At 72.5% G+C, this 20,281-nt stretch carries 17 protein-coding genes; 3 read left to right on the top strand and 14 right to left on the bottom strand.

Annotated elements, in window-relative coordinates:
- The 7 genes from ACQB60_RS45405 to ACQB60_RS45435 form a co-directional block, all read right to left on the bottom strand.
- Window positions 1-473 (bottom strand): phage tail protein (locus ACQB60_RS45405; RefSeq protein ID WP_496931984.1); only part of this gene is annotated, 473 nt, incomplete at its 3' end.
- A 31-nt stretch (window positions 474-504) separates the two neighbouring features.
- Window positions 505-2,463 (bottom strand): putative baseplate assembly protein, encoded by a 1,959-nt coding sequence (locus ACQB60_RS45410; protein WP_496931985.1) that lies wholly within the window; start codon window positions 2,461-2,463, stop codon window positions 505-507.
- Window positions 2,463-2,915 (bottom strand): GPW/gp25 family protein, encoded by a 453-nt coding sequence (locus ACQB60_RS45415; RefSeq protein ID WP_496931986.1) that lies wholly within the window; start codon window positions 2,913-2,915, stop codon window positions 2,463-2,465. Before ACQB60_RS45415 ends, ACQB60_RS45410 begins: the two co-directional genes overlap by 1 nt.
- A gap of 82 nt (window positions 2,916-2,997) precedes the next feature.
- Complete coding sequence (locus ACQB60_RS45420) at window positions 2,998-4,905, bottom strand: VgrG-related protein (protein ID WP_496931987.1); 1,908 nt, start codon at window positions 4,903-4,905, stop codon at window positions 2,998-3,000.
- On the bottom strand, window positions 4,905-5,624 hold the full coding sequence (locus ACQB60_RS45425; protein ID WP_384850931.1) for a CIS tube protein: 720 nt from the start codon (window positions 5,622-5,624) through the stop codon (window positions 4,905-4,907). Before ACQB60_RS45425 ends, ACQB60_RS45420 begins: the two co-directional genes overlap by 1 nt.
- A gap of 39 nt (window positions 5,625-5,663) precedes the next feature.
- A complete protein-coding gene (locus ACQB60_RS45430) occupies window positions 5,664-6,086 on the bottom strand; it encodes a phage tail protein (protein WP_496931988.1) in 423 nt (140 codons plus the stop codon).
- 75 nt (window positions 6,087-6,161) lie between these two features.
- Window positions 6,162-7,031, bottom strand: a complete 870-nt coding sequence (locus tag ACQB60_RS45435; RefSeq protein WP_496931989.1) for a hypothetical protein — start codon at window positions 7,029-7,031, stop codon at window positions 6,162-6,164.
- A 160-nt stretch (window positions 7,032-7,191) separates the two neighbouring features.
- On the opposite strand from ACQB60_RS45435, the gene ACQB60_RS45440 reads away from it, so the two are divergent.
- Window positions 7,192-7,464: a hypothetical protein gene (locus ACQB60_RS45440; RefSeq protein WP_496931990.1), complete on the top strand. Its 273-nt coding sequence runs from the start codon at window positions 7,192-7,194 to the stop codon at window positions 7,462-7,464.
- A 2,423-nt stretch (window positions 7,465-9,887) separates the two neighbouring features.
- Here the strand turns inward: ACQB60_RS45440 and ACQB60_RS45445 are convergent.
- From ACQB60_RS45445 to ACQB60_RS45460, 4 genes are all read right to left on the bottom strand, one after another.
- Window positions 9,888-10,046, bottom strand: coding sequence for a DUF6760 family protein (locus tag ACQB60_RS45445; protein WP_361195977.1), 159 nt, complete (start codon window positions 10,044-10,046; stop codon window positions 9,888-9,890).
- Window positions 10,043-10,549: a hypothetical protein gene (locus ACQB60_RS45450; protein ID WP_496931991.1), complete on the bottom strand. Its 507-nt coding sequence runs from the start codon at window positions 10,547-10,549 to the stop codon at window positions 10,043-10,045. Before ACQB60_RS45450 ends, ACQB60_RS45445 begins: the two co-directional genes overlap by 4 nt.
- A complete protein-coding gene (locus tag ACQB60_RS45455) occupies window positions 10,549-10,992 on the bottom strand; it encodes a phage tail protein (protein WP_496931992.1) in 444 nt (147 codons plus the stop codon). The genes ACQB60_RS45450 and ACQB60_RS45455 overlap by 1 nt, the downstream gene beginning before the upstream one ends.
- A 65-nt stretch (window positions 10,993-11,057) precedes the next feature.
- Window positions 11,058-12,647, bottom strand: a complete 1,590-nt coding sequence (locus ACQB60_RS45460; protein ID WP_496931993.1) for a phage tail sheath subtilisin-like domain-containing protein — start codon at window positions 12,645-12,647, stop codon at window positions 11,058-11,060.
- 257 nt (window positions 12,648-12,904) lie between these two features.
- Between ACQB60_RS45460 and ACQB60_RS45465 the strand changes: the two genes are divergently transcribed.
- Window positions 12,905-14,692 carry an eCIS core domain-containing protein gene (locus tag ACQB60_RS45465; RefSeq protein ID WP_496931994.1) on the top strand — a complete coding sequence of 596 codons (1,788 nt, stop codon included), beginning with the start codon at window positions 12,905-12,907 and terminating at the stop codon, window positions 14,690-14,692.
- A 120-nt stretch (window positions 14,693-14,812) separates the two neighbouring features.
- Window positions 14,813-16,216 (top strand): hydrolase, encoded by a 1,404-nt coding sequence (locus tag ACQB60_RS45470; RefSeq protein ID WP_496931995.1) that lies wholly within the window; start codon window positions 14,813-14,815, stop codon window positions 16,214-16,216.
- A 100-nt stretch (window positions 16,217-16,316) separates the two neighbouring features.
- On the opposite strand, the gene ACQB60_RS45475 is transcribed toward ACQB60_RS45470, so the two are convergent.
- The 3 genes from ACQB60_RS45475 to ACQB60_RS45485 all read right to left on the bottom strand — a co-directional run bounded on the left by ACQB60_RS45475 (window position 16,317) and on the right by ACQB60_RS45485 (window position 19,926).
- Window positions 16,317-18,416: an ATP-binding protein gene (locus tag ACQB60_RS45475; RefSeq protein ID WP_496931996.1), complete on the bottom strand. Its 2,100-nt coding sequence runs from the start codon at window positions 18,414-18,416 to the stop codon at window positions 16,317-16,319.
- The gene (locus ACQB60_RS45480; protein ID WP_496931997.1) at window positions 18,413-19,093 is read right to left on the bottom strand and encodes a Pvc16 family protein; all 681 of its coding nucleotides are present in this window, start codon (window positions 19,091-19,093) and stop codon (window positions 18,413-18,415) included. The genes ACQB60_RS45475 and ACQB60_RS45480 overlap by 4 nt, the downstream gene beginning before the upstream one ends.
- 188 nt (window positions 19,094-19,281) lie before the next feature.
- Window positions 19,282-19,926: a helix-turn-helix transcriptional regulator gene (locus ACQB60_RS45485; protein ID WP_496931998.1), complete on the bottom strand. Its 645-nt coding sequence runs from the start codon at window positions 19,924-19,926 to the stop codon at window positions 19,282-19,284.
- Between the last annotated feature and the right edge of the window lie 355 nt (window positions 19,927-20,281).

The following is a 20,281-nucleotide window of genomic DNA, read 5'->3' on the forward strand; positions in this document are numbered from 1 at the left end:
AGGCGGTGGGTGTCCGCCGGGGTGGGGTCGGGCAGCCGGATCGCCACGTTCAGGTGGGGCCGCGGCTTGCCGGGGACCGGGCCGCGGGGGCGCGCGCTCCACGCCGCGCCGCCGCTCTCGGTGATCTCGGGTGTGGTGCCGAACGCCAGGCGCACCGTCTCCGACAGGCCCTGCCGCGTGCCCCGTACGCGGTGCAGCGCGGCCGCGGCGGCGACGGCGGCGCGCAGCCGCGCCTCCGACTCGATGCCGTCGGTCTCGGCGCCCACCCAGACGCCGAGCCACTCGGCGAAGTCGGCCGGGGTGAGCGCGGGGTCGAAGTAGGTGTCCAGGCAGTCCAGGACGTTGAGGATCGGCGCAAGGACCTCGTCGAGGCCCGCCACGAACCGCAGCGCCAGGTCGTCGTCGGCGAAGACGGCCGGGAGCATCATCCCGATGGGCGCGGAGGAGCCGAGACCGTCGATGGAACCCCTCATGAGCGGCCTCCCGGGTGCCGCGCGGCCGGGGTCACGAGGCGTCCCCGATCACCCGTACGCGGTGGTCGAAGGAGAACACCAGCGCGGAGGGCTCCAGGTCGATGCGGTCGGTGCGGTCGCCGCGCTTGCCGGTCAGCGGGTCGGCCGGGTGCAGGACGACCTCGTCGACCAGCTCCACGCCGGGCACCCGCTGCAGCACCGCGAAGATCTCGCCCGCCTGCACGGGGCGGCCGAAGGGCCACCCCTTGCCGTCCGCGCCGCCGGTGAGCGGGTCGAGGTGGCGGTAGAGGGCGTCGTGGGTCGCGCGCCGAACCCGGTCGGTCTCCACCCCGCGGAACGCGTGCACCGTGGCCACCACCGTCACACCCTGGTAGTACGGCGGGCCGACGGCGAGCCGGGTGCCGATGAGGCGGCGCTCGTCGAGGTGGCGGGTGATGCGGTCCAACAGGGCGTCGCCGGGCACGAGTTGCTCGAACCGCAGCCGCCCGCCGGGATCGGGCACGGCCTGCGGCACGACCAGGACGCGCACCGCGTGCGCCCCGTAGTCGTCGACCTTGCCCTCCAGGCACATGATGCGGGCGGTCTCCGGGGCGGCGCGGCGGGCGAGTTCCTCGTAGTCGCGCAGGGTCACGGCGCGCTCCTGGGCGCGCAGCGTGATCGGGGCGCGCACCTTCGCCTCCTCGACCGTCTCGCCGTCGACGCCGCCGCGCGCGGCCTCCCGGTTGACGACCTCGGTGATGAACGGGATGGAGGAGCGCAGCACGCTCAGGGCGCCCCGGGCCACGTTGCCCGCCCGGCCGCCGCCGGTCCGGTAGCGGCGGGCGCGGATGACCGAGCCCTTGGGGGCGACCATGCCGAACTGGCGCAGGGTGCCGTCGGCTTCGCGCACAGCGGGGCCGAAGGAGATGTCGCCCGTCGTCGCGTCCAGGGTGATGTGCCGGTCGTCGGGGCGTGACTCGGCGAAGTGCCGCACCACCTGCCAGTCCTCCCAGCCGTTGTGCTCGGCGGTCTGCAGGAGCACCGGCTGGTCGTCGCCGACGACGGGCGCGTGGGCGAGCCGGAGGCGCTGGCCGGGCAGCCCGTTGGCCTCGCCGAGCGCCTCGTCGTACACCGTGTCCGCGTGCACCACGCCGGTCGTGCCGCCGATCGTGCAGGCGTCGCTGGAGCGCACCGTCGGCGAGGTCGTGTAGAAGGGCTGGTTGGCAAGCGCCTCGGTGACGCGGCAGCGCAGCCAGCCGGCCTCCTGGCCGCCGTTGCGGGACAGGACGTGGCCCCCGGGCACGTGCAGGACCACGTCGCCGGGCCGGTTGAGGCCACCGGTGCCGTCGCTGTGCACCTCGCACTGCTGCCAGCCGTCCGCCGTCCACGCCTCCCACACCAGCGGGGGCTGGCGGGGGTCGACCCCGACACCGTCGACGCGGCTGTCGAGCTCGATGGCGACCGCGCAGTGCGGGACGGCGGCGGTCAGACCGAACAGCAGGCAGTCCCCGGCGGACGGTGCCTCGGCGAAGCACATGACGTCGGTGCCCTCGGCGAGGTCCGCGGTGCGGTCGGCGACGGGCTCGCCGCGGCGCTGCACCATCACGTGCCGCAGCATGCACGGGACGATGCGCAGGTCGTGCTCGGTGGCGAAGACGACGGCGTCCTCGGCCTCGGTGCGCAGCGTGGTCACCTCGGTGCCGACCGGCACGGCCACCGGCTCGTCGCGGGGCGCCGACAGCCAGAACGTCACGTCGGTGCGCGCGGCGGCCGGCGGGAACAGCGTGATGCCGACCAGGTCCAGGAAGGCCAGGTGGTTCTTCTCCGGGACGCGGTTGAGGCGGTAGACGATCTGGTCCGCCATGTGCGCGACGGTCTCGACGAGGGTGACGCCGGGGTCGGAGACGTTGTGGTCGGTCCACTCCGGGGCGCGCTGCTGGATGTAGCGCTTGGCGTCGTCGACGAACTGCTGGAAGCGGCGGTCGTCGAGGTTCGGGCTCTGCAGGGGCATCAGCGGTCGCTTTCGGGGAAGGCACCGGGGCCGTCGGACGTCTCCGCGGACCCCGGCTCCTCGTGGGAGGGGATGACGTAGAAGGGGAAGACGAGGCTGCGCGGGTTGTTGGTGCCGCGGATCGAGTAGCGCACGTCGATGTACAGGACGGTCTGGTCCTCGCCCGCGGAGACCTCGACCTCGTGCACCTCGATGCGCGGCTCCCAGCGGTCCAGGCTCAGATACACCTCGTGCTGGATGCGGCCCGCGGTCTGCTCGTTGGCCGGCGCGAAGACCATGTCGTGGATGGCGCAGCCGAACTCCGGGCGCATCGGCCGCTCACCGGGGGCGGTCGCCAGGACGAGCCGGATGGCCTCCTCGACCTCGCGCTCCCCGCTGACCAGGGCGATGCCCCCGGTGGGGCCGATGCGCAGCGGGAACGCCCAGCCGGAGCCGACGAACTGTTCGGCCATCAGGAAATCACCGGTCCTTTCTCGGGATGCGGGGGCACGGAAGACACGAAAGACACAGAAGGCACGGGGGTCACGGCGGCCATCAGAAGGGCAGGGGTTTCCGGTTGACCATGACCACACCGTTCAGGCCGATGTTGGTCGAGGTCAGCGCCATCGTGGCGGCGGAGGTGAGCGTCAGCGCCGCGGCGGCGCTCAACGTGAGCCCGCCCGCCGCGCTGACGGTCGCCAGACCGGCGGCCCGCACGTTGAAGAACGACGAGTTGACGCTGAATCCGCCGCCGCCCGCGTTCATGTTGATGGCGGTCGCGGCCCGGACGTTGAGCAGCCCGCCGCTCTGGATGGACACATTGCCCTTGGCACCCAGCCTGAGATCCGTCCCCGCCTGCACGGACACGGAGCGGCTGCCCTTGATGGAGACCGAGCCCTTGCTGTCCACGGTGATCTCCGTCTTGGCGCGGTCCAGATGGACGGTCAGTTTGTTGTCGCCCGTGGACAGACGTACGCCGCGGTGCTTGCCCACGCGCTGGCTGAGCAGGTCGACGCGGTTGCCGGTGCGGTCGGCGAGAGTGTGGCGGCTGGCCTGGTTGCGCGCCCCCGAGTACAGCGGGGCCTTGTTGCGGGTCGGTTTGTCCTTGCCGTTGTAGAGGCCGCCGATCACGAAGGGATGGTCGAGCGCGCCTCTGTCGAAGCCGACCAGGACCTCGTCGCCGACGTCCAGCGGGAAGATCCCGCCGCCGCGTTTCCCGCCGAGCTGCACACAGCGCGTCCAGTCACTGACGTACGTGTCGTCCAGCCACGGGAACTTCAGCTTCACACGGGCCTGTTCGTCCTTCGTGTCGACGTCCGTGACCACGGCGTTGGCCACGCTCGGCAGCTTCGGCTCGCTCTCCGCACCGCCCGACGTCAGCCCGTACAAGGAGCGCCACTGGCGGCCGCTGACGGTGACCCAGGACTCGTAGCGCTGCCCGTTGCCGAACACGTGCCGCACGGACGTCGTCGTGTACTTGCCCTGGAAGGGCCAGCCGACGTCGGCGAGCGCCACCGGCACGCCGGGACGCAGCTTGGGGTTGCCGTGGACGACGACCTCCAGCTCGGAGAAGGACGAGGACACGTCGTCGAAGAGGGCGTCGGCGGCGTGCTTGACCTCGGGCCGCTTGTCGTAGGGCACCGAGGTCTGCACGAGCTTGGTCTTCTTGAAGGCGGCCGCGGCCTTCTTCGGCGACGTCCCGATGGAGAAGACGGGGCTGTCGGCCTTCTTCGACGTCTCGACGATCTCGCGTGCGCCCGCCACGTCGTAGCCGCGCACCTCCACCTCGGCCACCTGGTCGGCGGCGGTCACGGAGGTGCGCAGGCGCAGGATGTCCCTCCTGGACTTGAGGACGAGGGGGTTCTTCTCGCTCTTGGGGGACGGCGCGCCCGAAGAGGGCTTCGGCGAGACGAAGTTGAACTTGCCCTTCGCGTCCAGCGACATCACCATCTCGTTCTCGTCCGCGAGGCGGGCGATGAAGTCCCAGTCGGTGACGTTGGCCTGGCTGATGAACTCGTAGCTCCCGCCGGAGGACTCGATCGTCCCGACGGGCACGCCCGCGAGCCGGGCCAGCTTCGTGACGATCGAGGACGCCGTCTCGTTCGTGTACGCGGCCACCCGGCGCCGCCGCATGAAGCGGTGCCCGTGGTCGTAGCCGCGGATCACCGTGAAGGACCCGGTGCCGTCGTAGTCGGCCTCCAGGGCGGTGACTTCGCCGGTCAGGAGCGGATCGCCGGAGCCCTGCCCGTCGGCCACCGGGGTCAGCTCCACCTCGGTGCCGAACTGGACGCCCAGCTCCTTGAGGAGCAGGCGGTTCGGGTCACGGAAGGTCAGGCGGAACGCGGCGGGCACCCCGGCCCCCTGGTCGACCCAGCCGTCGACGAACAACGGGTCGTACTTGGCCGGGAGTTCGGAGCCGCCGAACTTGACCTTCATGATGCTGGAGAAGGGAGTGTGCGCCATCAGCGCACCACCTCCTGCGCCGCGGGCAGCACGAGTTCGGTGCCCGACGTGAGAACGGACGGGTTGTCGATGCCGTTGGCCTCGGCGATGGCCCGCCACACCGTGGCGTCGCCGTACTCTCGCCAGGCCAGCGACTGCAGCGAGTCGCCGGCGACCACCCGGTGCACGCGCTGCGCGGTGAGCGCCCCGGATGTCGGGTTCTGCCCCAGGGCGTCACCGGGTATCTCGTGCAGGCGCAGCTGGCAGGTGGCCCGGATGGGCACGCCCGAAGTGCCGAAGAGGGTGTACGAGGCGTCGGCGGAGCTGACGTAGGCGGTGAACCGGGCCGTCTTGAACGACCCCCACTGGAAGCGCACCCACGGCGGCGACGGCTGGTCGGCCTTCTGGCTCTTGTCGGTGACCGCACAGCAGTCGAGCAGCGCGTCCACCTTCTTCATGACCGACTCGCTCGACGGCTTCTCGGACGAGTCGAGGAAGATCTCCACGCTCATCTCGCGCGGCTCGGCACCCATGAACTCCGGCGTCGCCCCGTCGCGGTTGCTCGCGGCCGGGGTCACCGTCCAGGTGGCGCGGCGGCCGATGGTCAGCTGCGCCGGATTGAAGTCGAAGTCGAACGTCTTGATGAGTCCCCCCGGCGTCGTGCTGATGCCGATGGGGGGCTCGTGAATGGCGAGGCTGGCGCGCACGAGGCTCTTGCCGGCGCCTTTGCTCTGGGGCATGTGGGTGTCTCCCGCTCCTCTCTGGTCCCTTTGGTCCCGCTAGTCCGTGAACCCGTGGTGGGCGATCTCCAGGACCTCCGTCGCGACGGCCGGGCTGCTGGGGTCGAGCCGGGGGCCCTGCCAGCTGACGGGCAGCACTTCGATCAGACCCCAGCGCGCGACCTCCGAGCCGTCCGCGCGCAGCGCCGTGATCTCGGCGGTGGGCCGCTTGATCCCCGTCTGCACGGAGGAGATCCACTTGGCGACCTTCGTGGTGTCCGGAGTGAGCGGGCGGGTGAGGCGGATGGTGGAGAAGGTGACGCGGGACGGGAATTGCCACACGAAGCCGTTGTTGCCGCCCTCCTGCCGCTGCTCGACCTCCACCTGGGAGGACAGCCCCTCACATCCGTTGAAGTAACCGAGGCTCTCGCCGTCGATGGAGAGGCTGAACCAGATCGTGGAACCCGGGTCCTGGCGGGGCATCGCGGGGTGGGCCTTTCTGTCGTTGCTGCGGTGACGCTGGGGTGGTGCTGCGCTGCTGCGGCTGCGGTGGGCGGGTCAGCGGCGGTCGTCGCGGAGTCTGCCGATCCGTTCGCGGTCCATACGGAGTTCCGTGCGGACCAGGCGCGTGATGCGGCCGATCATGCGGTGGACGAGTTCGTCGATCTGGAAGTCCGTGAGGGCCTTCGGGTCGAAGGTCCCCTCGGGTATCGGGGTGTACCCGGGCGGCGGCGGGCCGCTGGAGGCGGTGACCGGTTCCGGGTTCTTGCTGGGCGGGAACGGCAGCGGGTCGTCGACGACCTCGTCCTGGTTCTGCTGGTGCTGCCGCCCCTGGCCGCCGCCGTGCTGGAGCCGCTCCAGGCTGCCGGCCACGGCGGCGGCAGCGGAGGCGGCGAGGCGCCCGGTCGCCGACTTGGCCGACGAACGGAGCCCTCGCTGCACGACCGGACCGCCGCCACCGCTGGTGCCGGTGCCGGTGCTGGTGCCTGGGCCGCTTCCGCCGCCTGCCGGAGCAATGGGCAGGCGCTGCACAGGAGTTGCCCCCATGGGGGAAGAGGGAGCGACGAGGCGGGCCACGGGGAGGGGTGACTGGATGGCGGTGGTGGTGCTGGGCGGGGTGAGGGGGCGGAGACGTACGGGACGCGCGGGGGCGGGTGTGACGCTGCGCTGGACGGCGGGGGCCGGTGAGGAGGTGGCGGGACGGGCAGGTGTGGCGGCGGTATTGGCCATGGTGGGTGGGGTGAGTGTGGTGGGGAAGTCGGGCGTGGTGGGCATGGCGGGTGCGTTGGGTGCGCTGGTCGCGCTGGGTGGGGTCGGGCCGAAGGTGGCGGGTGCCTGCGGCGGGGTGCTCGGGTGCGGTGCGGGCGCGGAGGGCGAGTTGGGCGAGTTGGGGCTGGTGGGGGTGGTGGGGGTGGTCGCGCGCTGCACCGGCAGTGGCGCAGGGGTGCGGGGGCGGAGTGATCCAGGGGTCGGCCTGGTGGGCTCCGCAGGCGTGTTGGGCATGGCCCGCTGGACCGGAGGCGTCGGGGATATCGGAGGAACCGAAGACGCGGGAGGTGCAGGAGGTGTCGCGGGACCTTGTGACGAAGTGGGCGCCACAGGGGAGTTGGGGGCGACGGCGCGCTGGACAGGCGGCGCAGCCGGACCGGTGGGCCCGGACGTCGTGGGTGCCTGCTTCGGCGCGTCGGGGCGCGGCGTGGGCTTCGAGGGCTGTGCGGGGGCGGGGGATCCGGTGGCTCGCTGCACGGTCGGCGGAGTCGGGGTGGTGCCGCCCTTCGGTGTGGCCGCAGGTGAAGAGGGTGCCGAAGGCGGCGCTGAAGGCAGCGTTGTAGAGGGCGAGTTGGGGGACGTGCTCCGCTGAACCGGTGGCGGAGTCGTACGGCCGCTGGGGCGTGACGCACGCGTCGGGAGCGGGCCGGTGAGCGGAGCGCCGAGCGGGCTCCGGCCGCGTGGTGGGGTGGGCCTGGTGGCGGGAGCGGTGGAGCGCTGGACCTGGTGCGCGGGCGGTGTGGAGGCAGGGTTCCGCGACGGCTCGGCAGGAGTCGCGGGTACATCGGGGGTAGCCGTCGAGCCCGCGACTCCCGCCGAGGTGGGCGGCGTGGCCGCAGGCGGTGCGGAAGGGGGTGCGGAAGGGGGTGCGGGGGCCGGTGCCTTGGGTGCCGAGTCCGAGGTCACCGGGGCCCCGAGGCCCGCGCGGGGCGCGGTGCGGCCGGTGCTGCGCTGCACCGGGCCGTGCTGGGCGCTCGTGGGGGAAGTCGGAGACGTGGGGGAACTCGGCTTTGGTGCAGGGGAGTTCGCCGCCTTGGTGCGCGGGGCTCCCGCTTCCGTACGGGGCGTGCTGCTCGCGGCGGCACGCGAACCCGGCCCTTCCGTACGAGGGTTGCTTGCTTCCGTACGAGAGTCGTCGGATGCCGTCGCCGACGGAGGGGACGGGGGAGACGGGGCGGGGCGCGGGGCGGACGGAGCGGGGCCGGGGACACGCCGAGTCGCCCGCTGCGTCACGGGAAGGGAAGCGGGTGTCTGGTTTCCGGCCGCGGGCTTCGAGGGGCTCGGTGAAGGAGGGGTGGGTGAAGGAGGGGCGGACGAAGGGGCGGTCGGAGCTGCGGCACTCGGCTCGGCGGCAGCGGGCTTGGCAGCGACCGGCTCGGCAGGGCTCGGCGATGCTGCGTTCGGTGTCGAGGCGTGCGACGTCGCACCCGGCGCCGACGCGCTGGACGGAGAAGCCTGCGTGGACGCGGGCGCGGGCGCGGGGCCAGGCGCAGACGCAGGTATCGGTGCGGCACCCGTCAACGGCCGTGAGGGGGGAGGCGTTTCGCCTCCCCCTCGCGACCCGCCCTCACCGTCCGGCGCCGCCGCCCCCGCACGGGTCCCCTCGCTCGCGGCTGCCCGTACCGGCGCAGGCTCTCGACGGGCCACGGGCAGGACGCGGCGCTGCACGGCAGCCGTGGGCGCGACCGGTGCCTTGGTCAGCGGGCGCGGCCGCGTGACCGCCGGGGGTGCGGCGGCCGGGGCGGCAGGGGTGGGCGTCACGCGGACCCCGCGAGCCGGTGCGGGCGCCGGCGTCGCAGCGCTCGACACACGGGACGGCGTGACGACCGGCGTCCCGTTCCCCTCCTGCACGACGTGCGAGCGCTGCACCGTCGGCGCGACGGAGCCCTGCCCACCGGAACGCTGCACTCCAGAGCTCTGAGCGGCAGGCGCACCAGGAGCACTAGGCGAACCAGGCGCACCAGGCGAGTCAGGAAGTGCGGGCGCTGCGGGAGCTGCGAGCGCGGCGGGGGCGGCCGTAACCGCAGGCACGTCGACCGCACCGGAACCCTGGACGACAGGTGCCGCCGCACGCCGCGTTCCAGTGGTTCCCGCAGCCCCCGCACCCCGGCCCCCAGTCGCCGCGCCGGTCACCGCAGCACGCTGCACTGGCACGGAAGCCGTCGACGGAGCCGACAACGGAGCCGACGACGGGGCCGGCGACTGAGTCGACGTCGGAACCGGACGAGCCCCCGAGTTCCGCCCCGGTGTGGAACCGGAGCGGGGCCCCGGCCCCGTACCGCCGACTCCCGCCACCGGCACGGCGGATGCCGTGGGCCCCGGCCGCCGACCGGGGCCCACGGAAGGGGTGCGCCCGGCGGCTGACCCAGCCGGTCCCACGGTCCCCACCGAGCTACGGGACGCGGCGGGCCCCTGCCCACCGCCGGACGCACCCGACCTTGGCGCCGTGGCCCCGGAGACCTCCGGGGCGGGCGCTGCGGGCGTCGCCTCCGCCCGCTGGACCGCCCGCAGCGGAGCCACCGGCATCCGGCGCTTTGACGGGGGCGGCGACGAAGGGGTCCAGGGCGCCGCGCCCGCGGCCCCCTCGAGCCCCGTGGTCGGCCGGGCCGTCTCGCTCAGTGCCGTGGCCGACGAGGAGGACGTGGCGGAGAGCAGGTTGCTCGACGCCGCCGCGTCCAGGACGCCGGGGCGGGCCGACGTCCGGGTGAAGGAGGGGTTCTGCCACGTGGGCAGCCGCATGCCGAAGGCGGAGTCGGCGACGCCGGAACCGCTGTCGCCGACGGACCGCTGGATCGGCGGCAGCCCGGCCCATGCGCCCGTACCCGCCCGGGTACCGCCGAAGGCACCGTCGGACGAGGCATCGGCGCCCGGCGAGCCCACGGCGGTGCCATCACTGCCACCACTGCCGCCGCTGACGACGCTGCCGTCACTGGCACTCGCGACACCCTCGGCATCGGCGCCACCTTCGCGCGCGCCCTCGGCCCGCCCCCGCAACCGGTCGAACAACCCCACGGCTCAGCCCTCCGCCCCGGCGAGCGTCACGAAGGACGCGATCTGGTCCGCGTACCGGCGGCGGTCATGGTGCTCCAGGTCCAGGATCGTCTCCAGGTTCCAGTGGAAGTGATAGGCGACGTACGCGATCTCCTCGTGCAGTCGGTCGGTCGCGTACGTCACGATTCCCCCAGGCGGCTCCCGCCGAGTTCCACCTCGAAGGGCTCGGAGCAGTGCGGGCACGACACGGCGGCGCGCGTGTGCCCCTCGGCGTTGATCTGTCGGTAGAAGTCCTGGAGGAACGCCAGGTCGGAGGCGAACATGTTCTCCACCGTCCCGTCGTGCACCGACGGCAGCGTGCCCAGGCGCGTGATGACCCGGCCCAGGAGCACCACGGACAGATACGCCGGGTTCTCCTGGACGCGGACGTCCCGCAGCGGGATCAGTTCGTCCCGAGCCGTCGACAGGCGCATCACGCCGTCGCGGTGCACGGTGCCCGCCTCGTCCACGTAGCCGCGCGGGAGTTGGAAGGGGAACTCGGTGCGCAGGGCCCGTGGTGCGGCGTCGGTCTGAGCGGCGGCGGAAGGCGGAGTGGGGGACTCCCCTCCCGCCGCCGCGTTCTGGGGGGCCGGGGGCGCCGCGACGACCGTGCCCGAGTCGGGCGCCCCAACAGCCTTGCGCCGCATTACTCGATGACCAGTTCTTCGAAGACGATGGTCACGGTCTCGGTGAGCACGGCGGCCTCGCCGGCCTTCAGCGAGCTGGCGTCGATCTTGCTGCACCAGGCGTTGCGCAGGTTGTAGCGCTTCACCGGGTTGTCCTCGTAATCCATCATGATGATCGAGGCGTTCTTGCGGGCCGTGCTCATGCGACCGGTGATCGAGTCGTTGATCCACTCCGTGAACGCGGACGACTGGGTCATGCCGCGCACCACGGTGCACTGCCCGTTCTTCTGCACGCCCGGCAGGATGGCGGTCTCGATCTTGCCCTGTGCGGTGTTCTGCTGGCTGACGATGATGTCCTGTTCGAGGGTCAGGCCGCTGACCTCCTGGAGGTACTCGACCATCACGCCGTCGATCTGCAGACCGAAGTTGTGTGAGGTGAGGGAGTCGCCCTGCATGAGACTCATGGAATCGCTGTCCTTCTAACGTTCGTGGCGATGTGGGTACGACGGAGGTGGAGGCGGACGGCGGCCTACTCGTCCAACTCCCCGCTGCCGCTGGAGAACTGGGACAGACGGAAGATCACGAACTCGGCGGGCTTGACCGGGGCGACACCGATCTCGCACACGACCCGGCCGAGGTCCACCGACTCCGGCGGGTTGGTCTCCGCGTCGCACTTGACGTAGAACGCCTCCTCGGGCCGCTGGCCGAAGAGCGCGCCGTTGCGCCACTCGGTGACCAGGAACGCCGAGATGTTGCGCCGGATCCGGGCCCACAGGGCGTGGTCGTTCGGCTCGAACACCACCCACTGGGTGCCGATCAGGATCGACTCCTCCAGGTAGTTGAAGTAGCGGCGGATGTTCAGGTAGCGCCACTCGGGGTCGGAGGAGAGGGTGCGGGCTCCCCAGACGCGGATGCCGCGGCCGGGGAAGGCGCGGATGCAGTTGACGCCGATGGGGTTGAGCAGGTCCTGCTCGCCGCGGGTGATCTGCAGCTCCAGGTCGACGGCGCCGCGCACGACCTCGTTCGCGGGCGCCTTGTGCACGCCGCGCTCGGAGTCGTTGCGGGCCCAGATGCCGGCGATGTGACCGCTCGGCGGCATCATGCGGGCCTTGCCCGATGCCGGGTCGAAGGTCTTGAGCCAGGGGTAGTACAGGGCCGCGTACTTGGAGTCGTAGCCGGCCGTCTCCTGCCGCCACACGCGTATCTGGCGGGCATTGAGGCTCGGCGGCGGGTCGATGACCGCGACGCGGTCGCCCATCAGCTCGCAGTGGGCGACGAGCCCGAGCTGCACGGCCTTGACCGACTCCAGGTCGATCGCGCCCTGCTGGTAGGCGGCCATCAGGTCGGGCACGGCCACCATGGAGATCTCGTCGATCGCCTCCAGGCCACCGAAGCCGGTGCGGTCCGCGGAGTCGCCGAGGTACTGGGCCGGACCCGGGTGCCCGGGCGTCTCCCGCTCCACCGGCGCGGGCGCTGCGGCGGGCGGCGCGGGCAGGGTGACGGTCTGGTTCTCCGGGCGGGTGAGCTGCGCCCCGGAGGCGTTCTCCGTCACGGTGATGAGCTTGGAGCGCTCCTTGACCTGCGTGACGACGTAGGACCGGTTGCCCTTCTTGGCGCTCACGTCGAAGGTCTCGACCGGCTTGTCGCCGCTCTTGACGATCAACTTGAAGCGCTCCGCGGGGCCTTCGCCCTCGGCGTCGGCGACCTCGACGGTCAGCGGGCCGTTCGCGCCCTGGCCCGTGGCGGCCACGGTGAACGCGCCGAGCTGCTTCGGCTCGGCGGCGGGCAGCGCGGACTTCGGGGCCGCGCCGTTGACCGCGGCGGGGGCCTCGCCGTCACCGGGGGCGCCCTCGGCGGTGCCGCCCACGCGGACCACGTACGCGGCGGATCCGCCGTTGTTGAAGAAGCCGTAGACGGAGTGCGCCAGGTAGTACCCGTCGGTGAAGTCGCCGAAGGCGGCGACGTACTGGGTCCAGTTGGTCACCAGCGTGGGCTCGTTCAGCGGTCCGGTCGGCGCGAGTCCGACGAAGGCCGCCACGGAGGTGCCCACCCCCTCGATCGGACGGGAACCGCTGGCCACCTCCTCGACGTAGACGCCGGGCGACAAGTAGGACGGCATGCTCTGCTCTCCTCGAGGTACGAGACGGGACTTCTCCCACCCTGGTCGGCACGGCCCGCCGCCGGAACGTCCTCGGGTGCCACACCCCGGGCAACGTCACTGCCCGCAAGGGCAGTTCAGGGCGGCTGCCGTGCCGTCCGTCCGCGCGATGCGCCCGCCGCCTTGCCCGTAAGACTGCCCTCGCGGCCCTGTCCGGGAGGGATCCGGCCAGGTAAAGGTGAGGTGGATCAGCTGTGCCTCGCGCCGAAGGGAACCTCGTGCACGTACACGGAACACCGGCCCAACAGGCCCACGAGCAGCGTGCGTCCCGGCAGGCTCGCACGCCGAACACCCTCGCGGGACGGATGCTGCAGCTGAGCGCCCGGGCCGGGAACAGGGCGGTGTCGCGTGCCCTGGAGGAAGGGCCTCACGCCCACGGCCCCGGGTGCGGCCACGGCGAGGTGTCCGGTGGCGAGACCTCCGGTGCCGGGACGCCCAGCGAGCGGGCGGCCGTCCAGCGGAAGGCGAGTCTGGAGGCCGGGATCGCCTCTCCCAGCCGCCCGTTGGAGTCCCGCATCCGGGACCGGGCGGAGCAGGTGTACCCGATGAGCTTCGGCCATGTGCAGTGGCACGACGGCCCGGTGGCCCAGCGGGCGGCGCGGGAGTTCGGGGCACGGGCCCTCACGGTGGGGCCGCACATCCTCGCCGCGGAGCCGAACCTGCCGGACGAGGTGAAGTTCCACGAGGTCGACCACACGTACCAGACCGCGATGGGGGACGTGGCAGGCACCGCCGACCCCTCGGGCGCGAAGGTCTCAAGCCCGCACGACCCGTTCGAGGTCTCGGCCGCCTCGAACGGCAAGAAGGTCGCCCAAGGGGGCAGCCCCGACCTGTCGCTGCCCGGCCGGCCTGCACCGGTGCAGCGCAGCACGGGCGACGTGCACGCGGCGCAGAGCAGCACGGGCGACCTGCACGCGGTGCAGCGCTTCGCCGTGGTGCGCCCCGGCGAGACCGGCTACCCGCAGCGGGGACGGGAGAGCCCCGGAGGCACGCGGACCACCGTGCGGGACGGAGACTTCTTCGACACGAGCGGCGACGACTTCTTCCCCGGCCAGGAGGCGCGGTCGCGCACGGTCAACAAGCCGAACGAGACGGTCGAGAAGGAGAGTTTCGCCGACGCGTCCGGCGCGCCGAACATCGTCTACCAGGGCATGGTGGCGCTGCGGATCGCGGACAACATGGACCTGGCGGTGGAGCACACCGGGGACGGCAGGCAGGCCAAGATGTTCTTCGCGACGGACGACCAGATCGGGCGAGCGAACCAGCGCCTGCGTGGCCAGGTGCGGCTGGAGCGGTCGGGGAGCCACTACCTGTCCATCACCCACGGCGAGACCACCAAGACGCTCTGGCGGGTGCAGCCCGTGGTGACACGGAAGTCGAACCCGGACGGGCCCGGCGTGCACGGCCTCCCGGCCACCCTGCCGCAGCGGTGCAACGAGATGGCGACCGCCGTCTCCGGTCAGGAAGGGCTCGCCGACCACGGCACGGACGCGTACTTCGCCGCGCTCGCCGGCGTCCTTGCCGACGTCCAGTCCAAGCTCAAGCTCAAGAAGGCCCCGACCTACGAGGACTATCTGAAGGCCAAGAAGGCGGCCACCGGCCGAGAGCCCGAGAAGGTACAGAAGTACAGCAAGGTCATGGAGCGCCTCATCGTGGGCGTCCTGTCCCATCGCGGGGAGGAACGCCTCGAGGAGTCCATCCAGCGGCGCGGGCTGAACGAGCACACGCCCCCGGCCGGCATCGGCGACGTCCTGATGACCAAGACACAGGCCCCGACGCGTGACGCACCCAGTACGTTCGACTTCCACTTCGCCCCCGTCGTGGCCACGAGCGGCTCGGACTCCGTGACGATGGAGAACTACGCCCGCCACGAGGAGGCCAGGCCCGGCAACGATCCGCAGTGGTACTTCGCGATGCACGGCAAGGAGCAGACGTTCCACGAGCAATGGGGCCACCTGGACCACGAGGGACGGGTCCGGCTGACCATCCTCATGAAGGGGGCGTGAACTCCGGGCCGGGGCAGGGCCGATGGGCGGGCCGGAGAACATCCGCCGCTGCCCCTGAAGGCAACCAGGTCTGCCCCCCGGTCTCCTGACGGGCCGGGCAGGCTCTCCTAGCGTCGAGGCGTGAGCCTTTGGACTTCCTTGGAACCTGCCTCCGCGACCGTCGACCCCGGCAGCAGCACCACCGTGCGGCTGAAGGTGCGCAACACCGGTGACATCGTCGACGAGTACCGCTTCGAACCGGTCGGTGCCCTCGCGCCCTGGACCACGGTGGAGCCGCCGTCGCTGCGGCTGTATCCGGGGACGACCGGAACGGTGGAGCTGACGTTCGCGCCTCCCCGGACGCCCGACGCGACCGCAGGACCGAACCCGTACGCGGTACGGATCACACCCACCGAACACCCGGACGCCGCCACCGTCCCCGAGGGCAACCTCACCATCACACCCTTCACCGAGATACGGACCGAGCTGGTGCCGCCGACGGTGAAGGGGCGGTTCCGGGGGCGGCCTCGCCTCGCGGTGGACAACCTCGGCAACACCAAGGTCACCGCCTCGCTCAGCGGCAGCGACACCGGGGACCGGCTGTCGTACGACCTCCAGCCGAGCAACATCCAGATCGACCCGGGCCGGGCCGCGTTCGTGAAGGCGACGCTGCGGCCCCGGCAGATCACCTGGTTCGGATCCAAGCAGGAGCAGCCCTACGCGCTGGCCGTGCGGCGCTCCGGCACCGAACCGACGGACGTGGCCGGCACCTTCGTGCAGCGCGGGATCCTGCCGGGCTGGCTGGCCACCACCTTCGGACTGCTCATCGCGCTGGCGATCGCGTTCGTGGTGATCTGGCTGTCGTACTCGCCGCGCGTGCAGACGGTGGCCCGCGAGAAGCCGCAGGAAGCGGGCAACGTCGCGCCGTCCAGCCCGCCGATCAGCAGCCCGCCGCCGAAGCCCGAGGAGAAGCCGGACAAGCCCGCCGAGAAGCCCGGCGGCGACGGCGGGGGCGGCTCCGACGGCGGCGGTGGCGGCGGGGGCGGTGGCGGCGACGAGAAGCCCCAGAAGCCCAAGAAGCAGACGGCGGCCGACGCGGTCAACAAGCTCGCCGAACGCAGCGAGGGCCGCCACATCTGCTACCGCGCGTTCGTCGCGGGCGAGGGCTGGCAGGACCCCGTGTGCGACGGGGCGGAGGCCGGCACGGTCGGCAAGGGCACCCCCATCAAGGCCCTCAACATCGCGGTGGTCAACACCCAGGGCGTCAGCGGCACCGGCGCCTGGGTCGGCGAGGGCTGGCGGCAGGAGATCCCGTGGACGAACGCGGACGACGGGAAGAACATGTACTTCGGCAGCTCCAAGGACGCCGACCCCGCCCTGGAGGGCTACACCATCAAGGTCTTCGACGGCGCCACGTGCAGCACAGCCCGTCTGAAGGACGAGGACTGGCAGGACGAGGTGTGCACCGACCCCGGAGGCTGGAAGTACGTCGGCAGCCCGATCGACGCCTACAAGCAGCTTGAGGCGGTCCGCTTCACCGTGTGACGTCCACCGTGACGGCACATGCGGCATGTGACGGCCCCCGACACCGCACGGTGTCGGGGGCCGTCACATGAGGGCGAAGCCGTCAGAGCAGAGCCGTCAGTCACCAGCTCGCTTCGCCCGGAACGAGCCGGCCCGCCTTGCGGTACTCGCGGCGGGCGCCCTCCAACAGGTCCTCCGCGCCGACCGGTTCGTCCCGGCCCGCCGCGAGGTAGGCGGCGGTGACCACCGCACTGCGGATGTTGCCGCCGGCCAACTCGAAGCCCTCGGCGAGGGTTTCGAGGCCGATGCCGTCGGCGTGCGGGACGTGCGCGAGGCTGTGCCGCCACAGGGCGGTGCGCTGCTCCGCGTCGGGGAAGGGAAAGTCGACCACCAGGTCGAGGCGGCGGGTGAACGCGTCGTCGATGTTGGCGCGCAGGTTGGTGGTCAGCAGCGCGATGCCGTCGAAGGACTCCAGGCGCTGCAGCAGATAGGCGCTCTCCATGTTGGCGTACCGGTCGTGGGAGTCCTTGACCTCGGAGCGCTTGCCGAAGACGGCGTCGGCCTCGTCGAAGAGGAGCACGGCGTCCGTGCGGTCGGCCTCCGTGAAGATCCGCTCGAGGTTCTTCTCGGTCTCACCCACGTACTTGTCGACGATCGAGGAGAGCTGGACCACGTAGAGGTCCACCCCCAGATCGGCGGCGACGACCTCGGCGGACAGCGTCTTGCCCGTGCCGGACTCGCCCGCGAACAGCCCCAGGACCCCGCGCCCGCGGCCACCGCCCGCGCTGAGCCGCCAGTCCCCGAGCACCCGGTCGCGGTGGCGGGCGCGCAGGGCGAGCTCGCGCAGCTGGGTGAGGGGAGCGCTGGGCAGCACCAGGTCCTGCCAGTCCACCGCGGGCTGCACCCGGCGTGCGTGCTGTTCCAGGCCCGAGGCCGACTGCTGGCGGGCGGCCAGGCGCACGTGGGCGGCGCCGAGCGGCGTCCCGTCGAAGGCGGCGAGCGCCGCCGCGGCCCGGGCGGCGCGCACGATGCGCTCACCACCGAGGTGGTACGGGGCGACGGTGGCCGCCAGGTCGAAGCCGTCGGCGTCCGGGCCGAGCGCCGTCTGCCACGCCGCCGCCCCCCCGGCCGGGAGCCGGGGCGCCTGGAGTACCAGCGGGTCGCGCGCCGACCACTGCGGATCGTAGGGACGCGGATCGGCGAGGAGCACGGTCACATCCGTGGCCGCGGCCAACTCGGCCACCAGCGCGCCCGGTTGCTCGGGCAGACCGGACACCACGACGGCCCGCCCGCTGAGGCGTGCCTCGCGCAGCAGCTCGGGCAGGTGGTCCGCGGGCCCGGAGAAGCACAGGGCGTCGCGGCCCGCGCGGTGCAGGACGGAGGAGAGCGCGGCCAGTGCGTCGCCCTCGCGGTGCTCCTTGAGATAGGCCGTCAGCGGCCCCTCACCGAGCCGCGCGGCGAGGAGCCGGACGAAGTCCTCGTCCTGCCCGGCGGCGAGCAGCGGCTCCGGCAGCGGACGCAGCCGGCCCAGGAGCGCGGCGTCCGGGGTGTCGTCCCCCAGCAGATGCGCGGTGAGCCGGTCCGGCACCCGCAACGAGCGGCTGAGCAGCGGCCGTTCGGCCTCCTCGACGTCCAGCAGCCCGAGGGCGCGCAGCGGCGCCGACAGATGGAAGCGGGCGCGGGCCTCCGGCAGGTGCGCGGGCAGCCCGCACAGGTCGAGGGCGAGCCCCACGGTGGCGCGACGGCGGCTCACGTCGTCGTTGAGGTAGCCGTACAGCGGCTCGAAGCCGCGTTCCAGGTCGGGGGCGAGGGCGATGAGCAGGACCGCCATGTCGAGTTCGGTCAGGCGCAGCCGGGCGGCGATTCCGGCCAGCCGGTCGTCGGGGTCACGGGGGGCGCCCGTGCCGTTGGGCGAGGCCGTCGGCATGTCCGGCCGTAGGTCAGCGTCCGGCGCCGCGTGGGGATCGGCGTGCAGCAGATGACGGACGGCTTCCTCGGACAGATACAGCCCGCGCAACGGGTCGCTCGCGGTGGGGTCGTCGGCGGAGCGGGCCTCGACCAGGGCTGCGGTCGTCTTGTGCAGTTCGGTGAGCCGGCCGAGAAGGAAGCGGGCCGGTCCGGTGACGGCGTCGGGGTCGCGCGGCTGGGAGGAGGTGGGGGAGACGGTCAGCAAGTGCGGTTCTTTCCGTGGGGAGGGGCCCTCGACGGACGGGCTGCTCATGACTCCTCCGTGCGCCGGGCTGCCGCGGCCTGCTCGCGCGCGACCCGGGCGGCCGCCACCTGACGGGGCCGGTGGGTGCGTTCCGCGGACCGGGGCTGGCCGCCGTCGACGCCGCGGATGCGGACCGTCGCGCCCTCGGTGACCGGCGGCCCCGCGTCGTAGTCGGGGTACGCCGGGAACGGCACGGTCACCGTGACGTCGAGGGAGGGCTTGAGCTCGCCGCCCAGCGCGGACCAGATGTCGGCGAGGGAGCGGGCCTCCGACTGATTGCCGGAGACCGTCATGGGCACCGAGAGGCCCAGGCGGCCGAGCGGGCCCGGGAGTTGCTCGGGGGCCAGCAGCTCGTGCGGCAGCAGCGTCGCCAGGACGGCGGACAGCAGCCGGTGTTCGTCCTGCGGGGTCTTGGTCCAGGCCGTCACCAGGTACGAGAGCCGGAACCAGCGCGGGGGACGGCGGCGGCGCACCACGATGTCCCGTTCGTCGCGCAGCCCGGTGTGGCCGCGCTGCCGCATGGACACGTCCTCGCGGACGTCGTACAAGTAGGCGTTGACGACAGGCCCGTTGCGCCGGGCCGCCCAGTCACGGGTGGGCACGTCGAAGGACACGTCGATATCGGACCCGGCCAGGGCCCCGCCGCCGATGAGGCTCTTGAGGACCTGGTCCACCTCATGGATCACCGCTTGCGCTCCCAGCTGCCGTTCGCTTGCCTGGCGGCCGCCTGCGGCCCTCATCGAGCGTGCTCTTCGTGCCGCCCCGGGCACAGGCACGGCGGGGATGACGGCGGGGCACCTCTCGCTGCCCGAAAGGGCCGACTTCCGCGCCCGCACGGCCGGTCGGTCCGCCCGGCCGTACGGGCGGATCCCGCTCAGATGAAGCCCTCACGCAGGGCGTACGCCACCACGTGGGCCCGGTTGCGCAGGTGCAGGCGTGTGGTGAGGCCGTGCATCACGTTCTTGACGGTGCGTTCGGAGTACGACAGCTTCAGGGCTATCTCCGAGGTGTCGAACCCCTCGGCGACCAGCCGCACCACGTCCACCTCGCGCTTGGTGAAACTCAGGAAGGACCCCGGCATCTCGGCGCCGCCGCGCTGGATGCGCCCCACCTGCCCGATGAGCTGACCCAGTAAGTCGGCGGGCAGATCGCCGCCGCCCCGGGCCGTGGTCAGCACCGCGTGCACCAGGCGCTGGGCGGTCGCGTCGTGGCGCCAGACGATGGCTCCCACGCCGCACTCGATGACGTCCAGGAGCTCGTGCTCGCGGACCGCGCCGGTGACGAGCACGGCCCGCATGCCCTCGCTGCGCACCACGCGCCGCAGCCGGGTGAGCGCCGCCTCGTCGAGGGTGTCCTCGATGAGCAGGGCCACGGTGGCGGAACCGGGGTCCCCGTCCAGCTCGACCTCCGGGTGCTGACGCAACTGGCTGAGGACGCCCTCGCGGCTGATCGGATCGGAGGCGGTGACGGAGACCCGCACCCGGTTCGCCTGCCTCGGCAGGGAGGCGGTGGTCGGCAGAGAGGCCGTCGCCGGGAGGGAGGCCGTCGAGGCAAGGGAGTTCGTCGTGGGGCGGGAGTTGGTGGTGGGGAGGGAGACAGGGGAGGCCGGGGCCGAGCTGGACAAGCGTTCTTCCTCACTCTGGGACTGGTGAGCCGGGTGCGGGGTGTGCCGGTGACCGGGTGCGCGGGTGGCGAACGGTGCGGCGTGCGGAGTGCGGAGTGCGCCGAGGACCGCAAGAGGACCGGGCGCCGCCGGGTGACGGGGGATCGGCGGCGCCCGGCGGTCTGGTCAGGAGCAGGTTTTGTAGAAGTGCTTCCAGCCGTCGGTGGGCATGGTGGGGGGTTCGGCGGGGGTGCCGAAGGTGCCGTACTTC

It is taken from the genome of Streptomyces odontotermitis (genome assembly GCF_050510915.1).
Classification (GTDB): Bacteria; Actinomycetota; Actinomycetes; order Streptomycetales; family Streptomycetaceae; genus Streptomyces.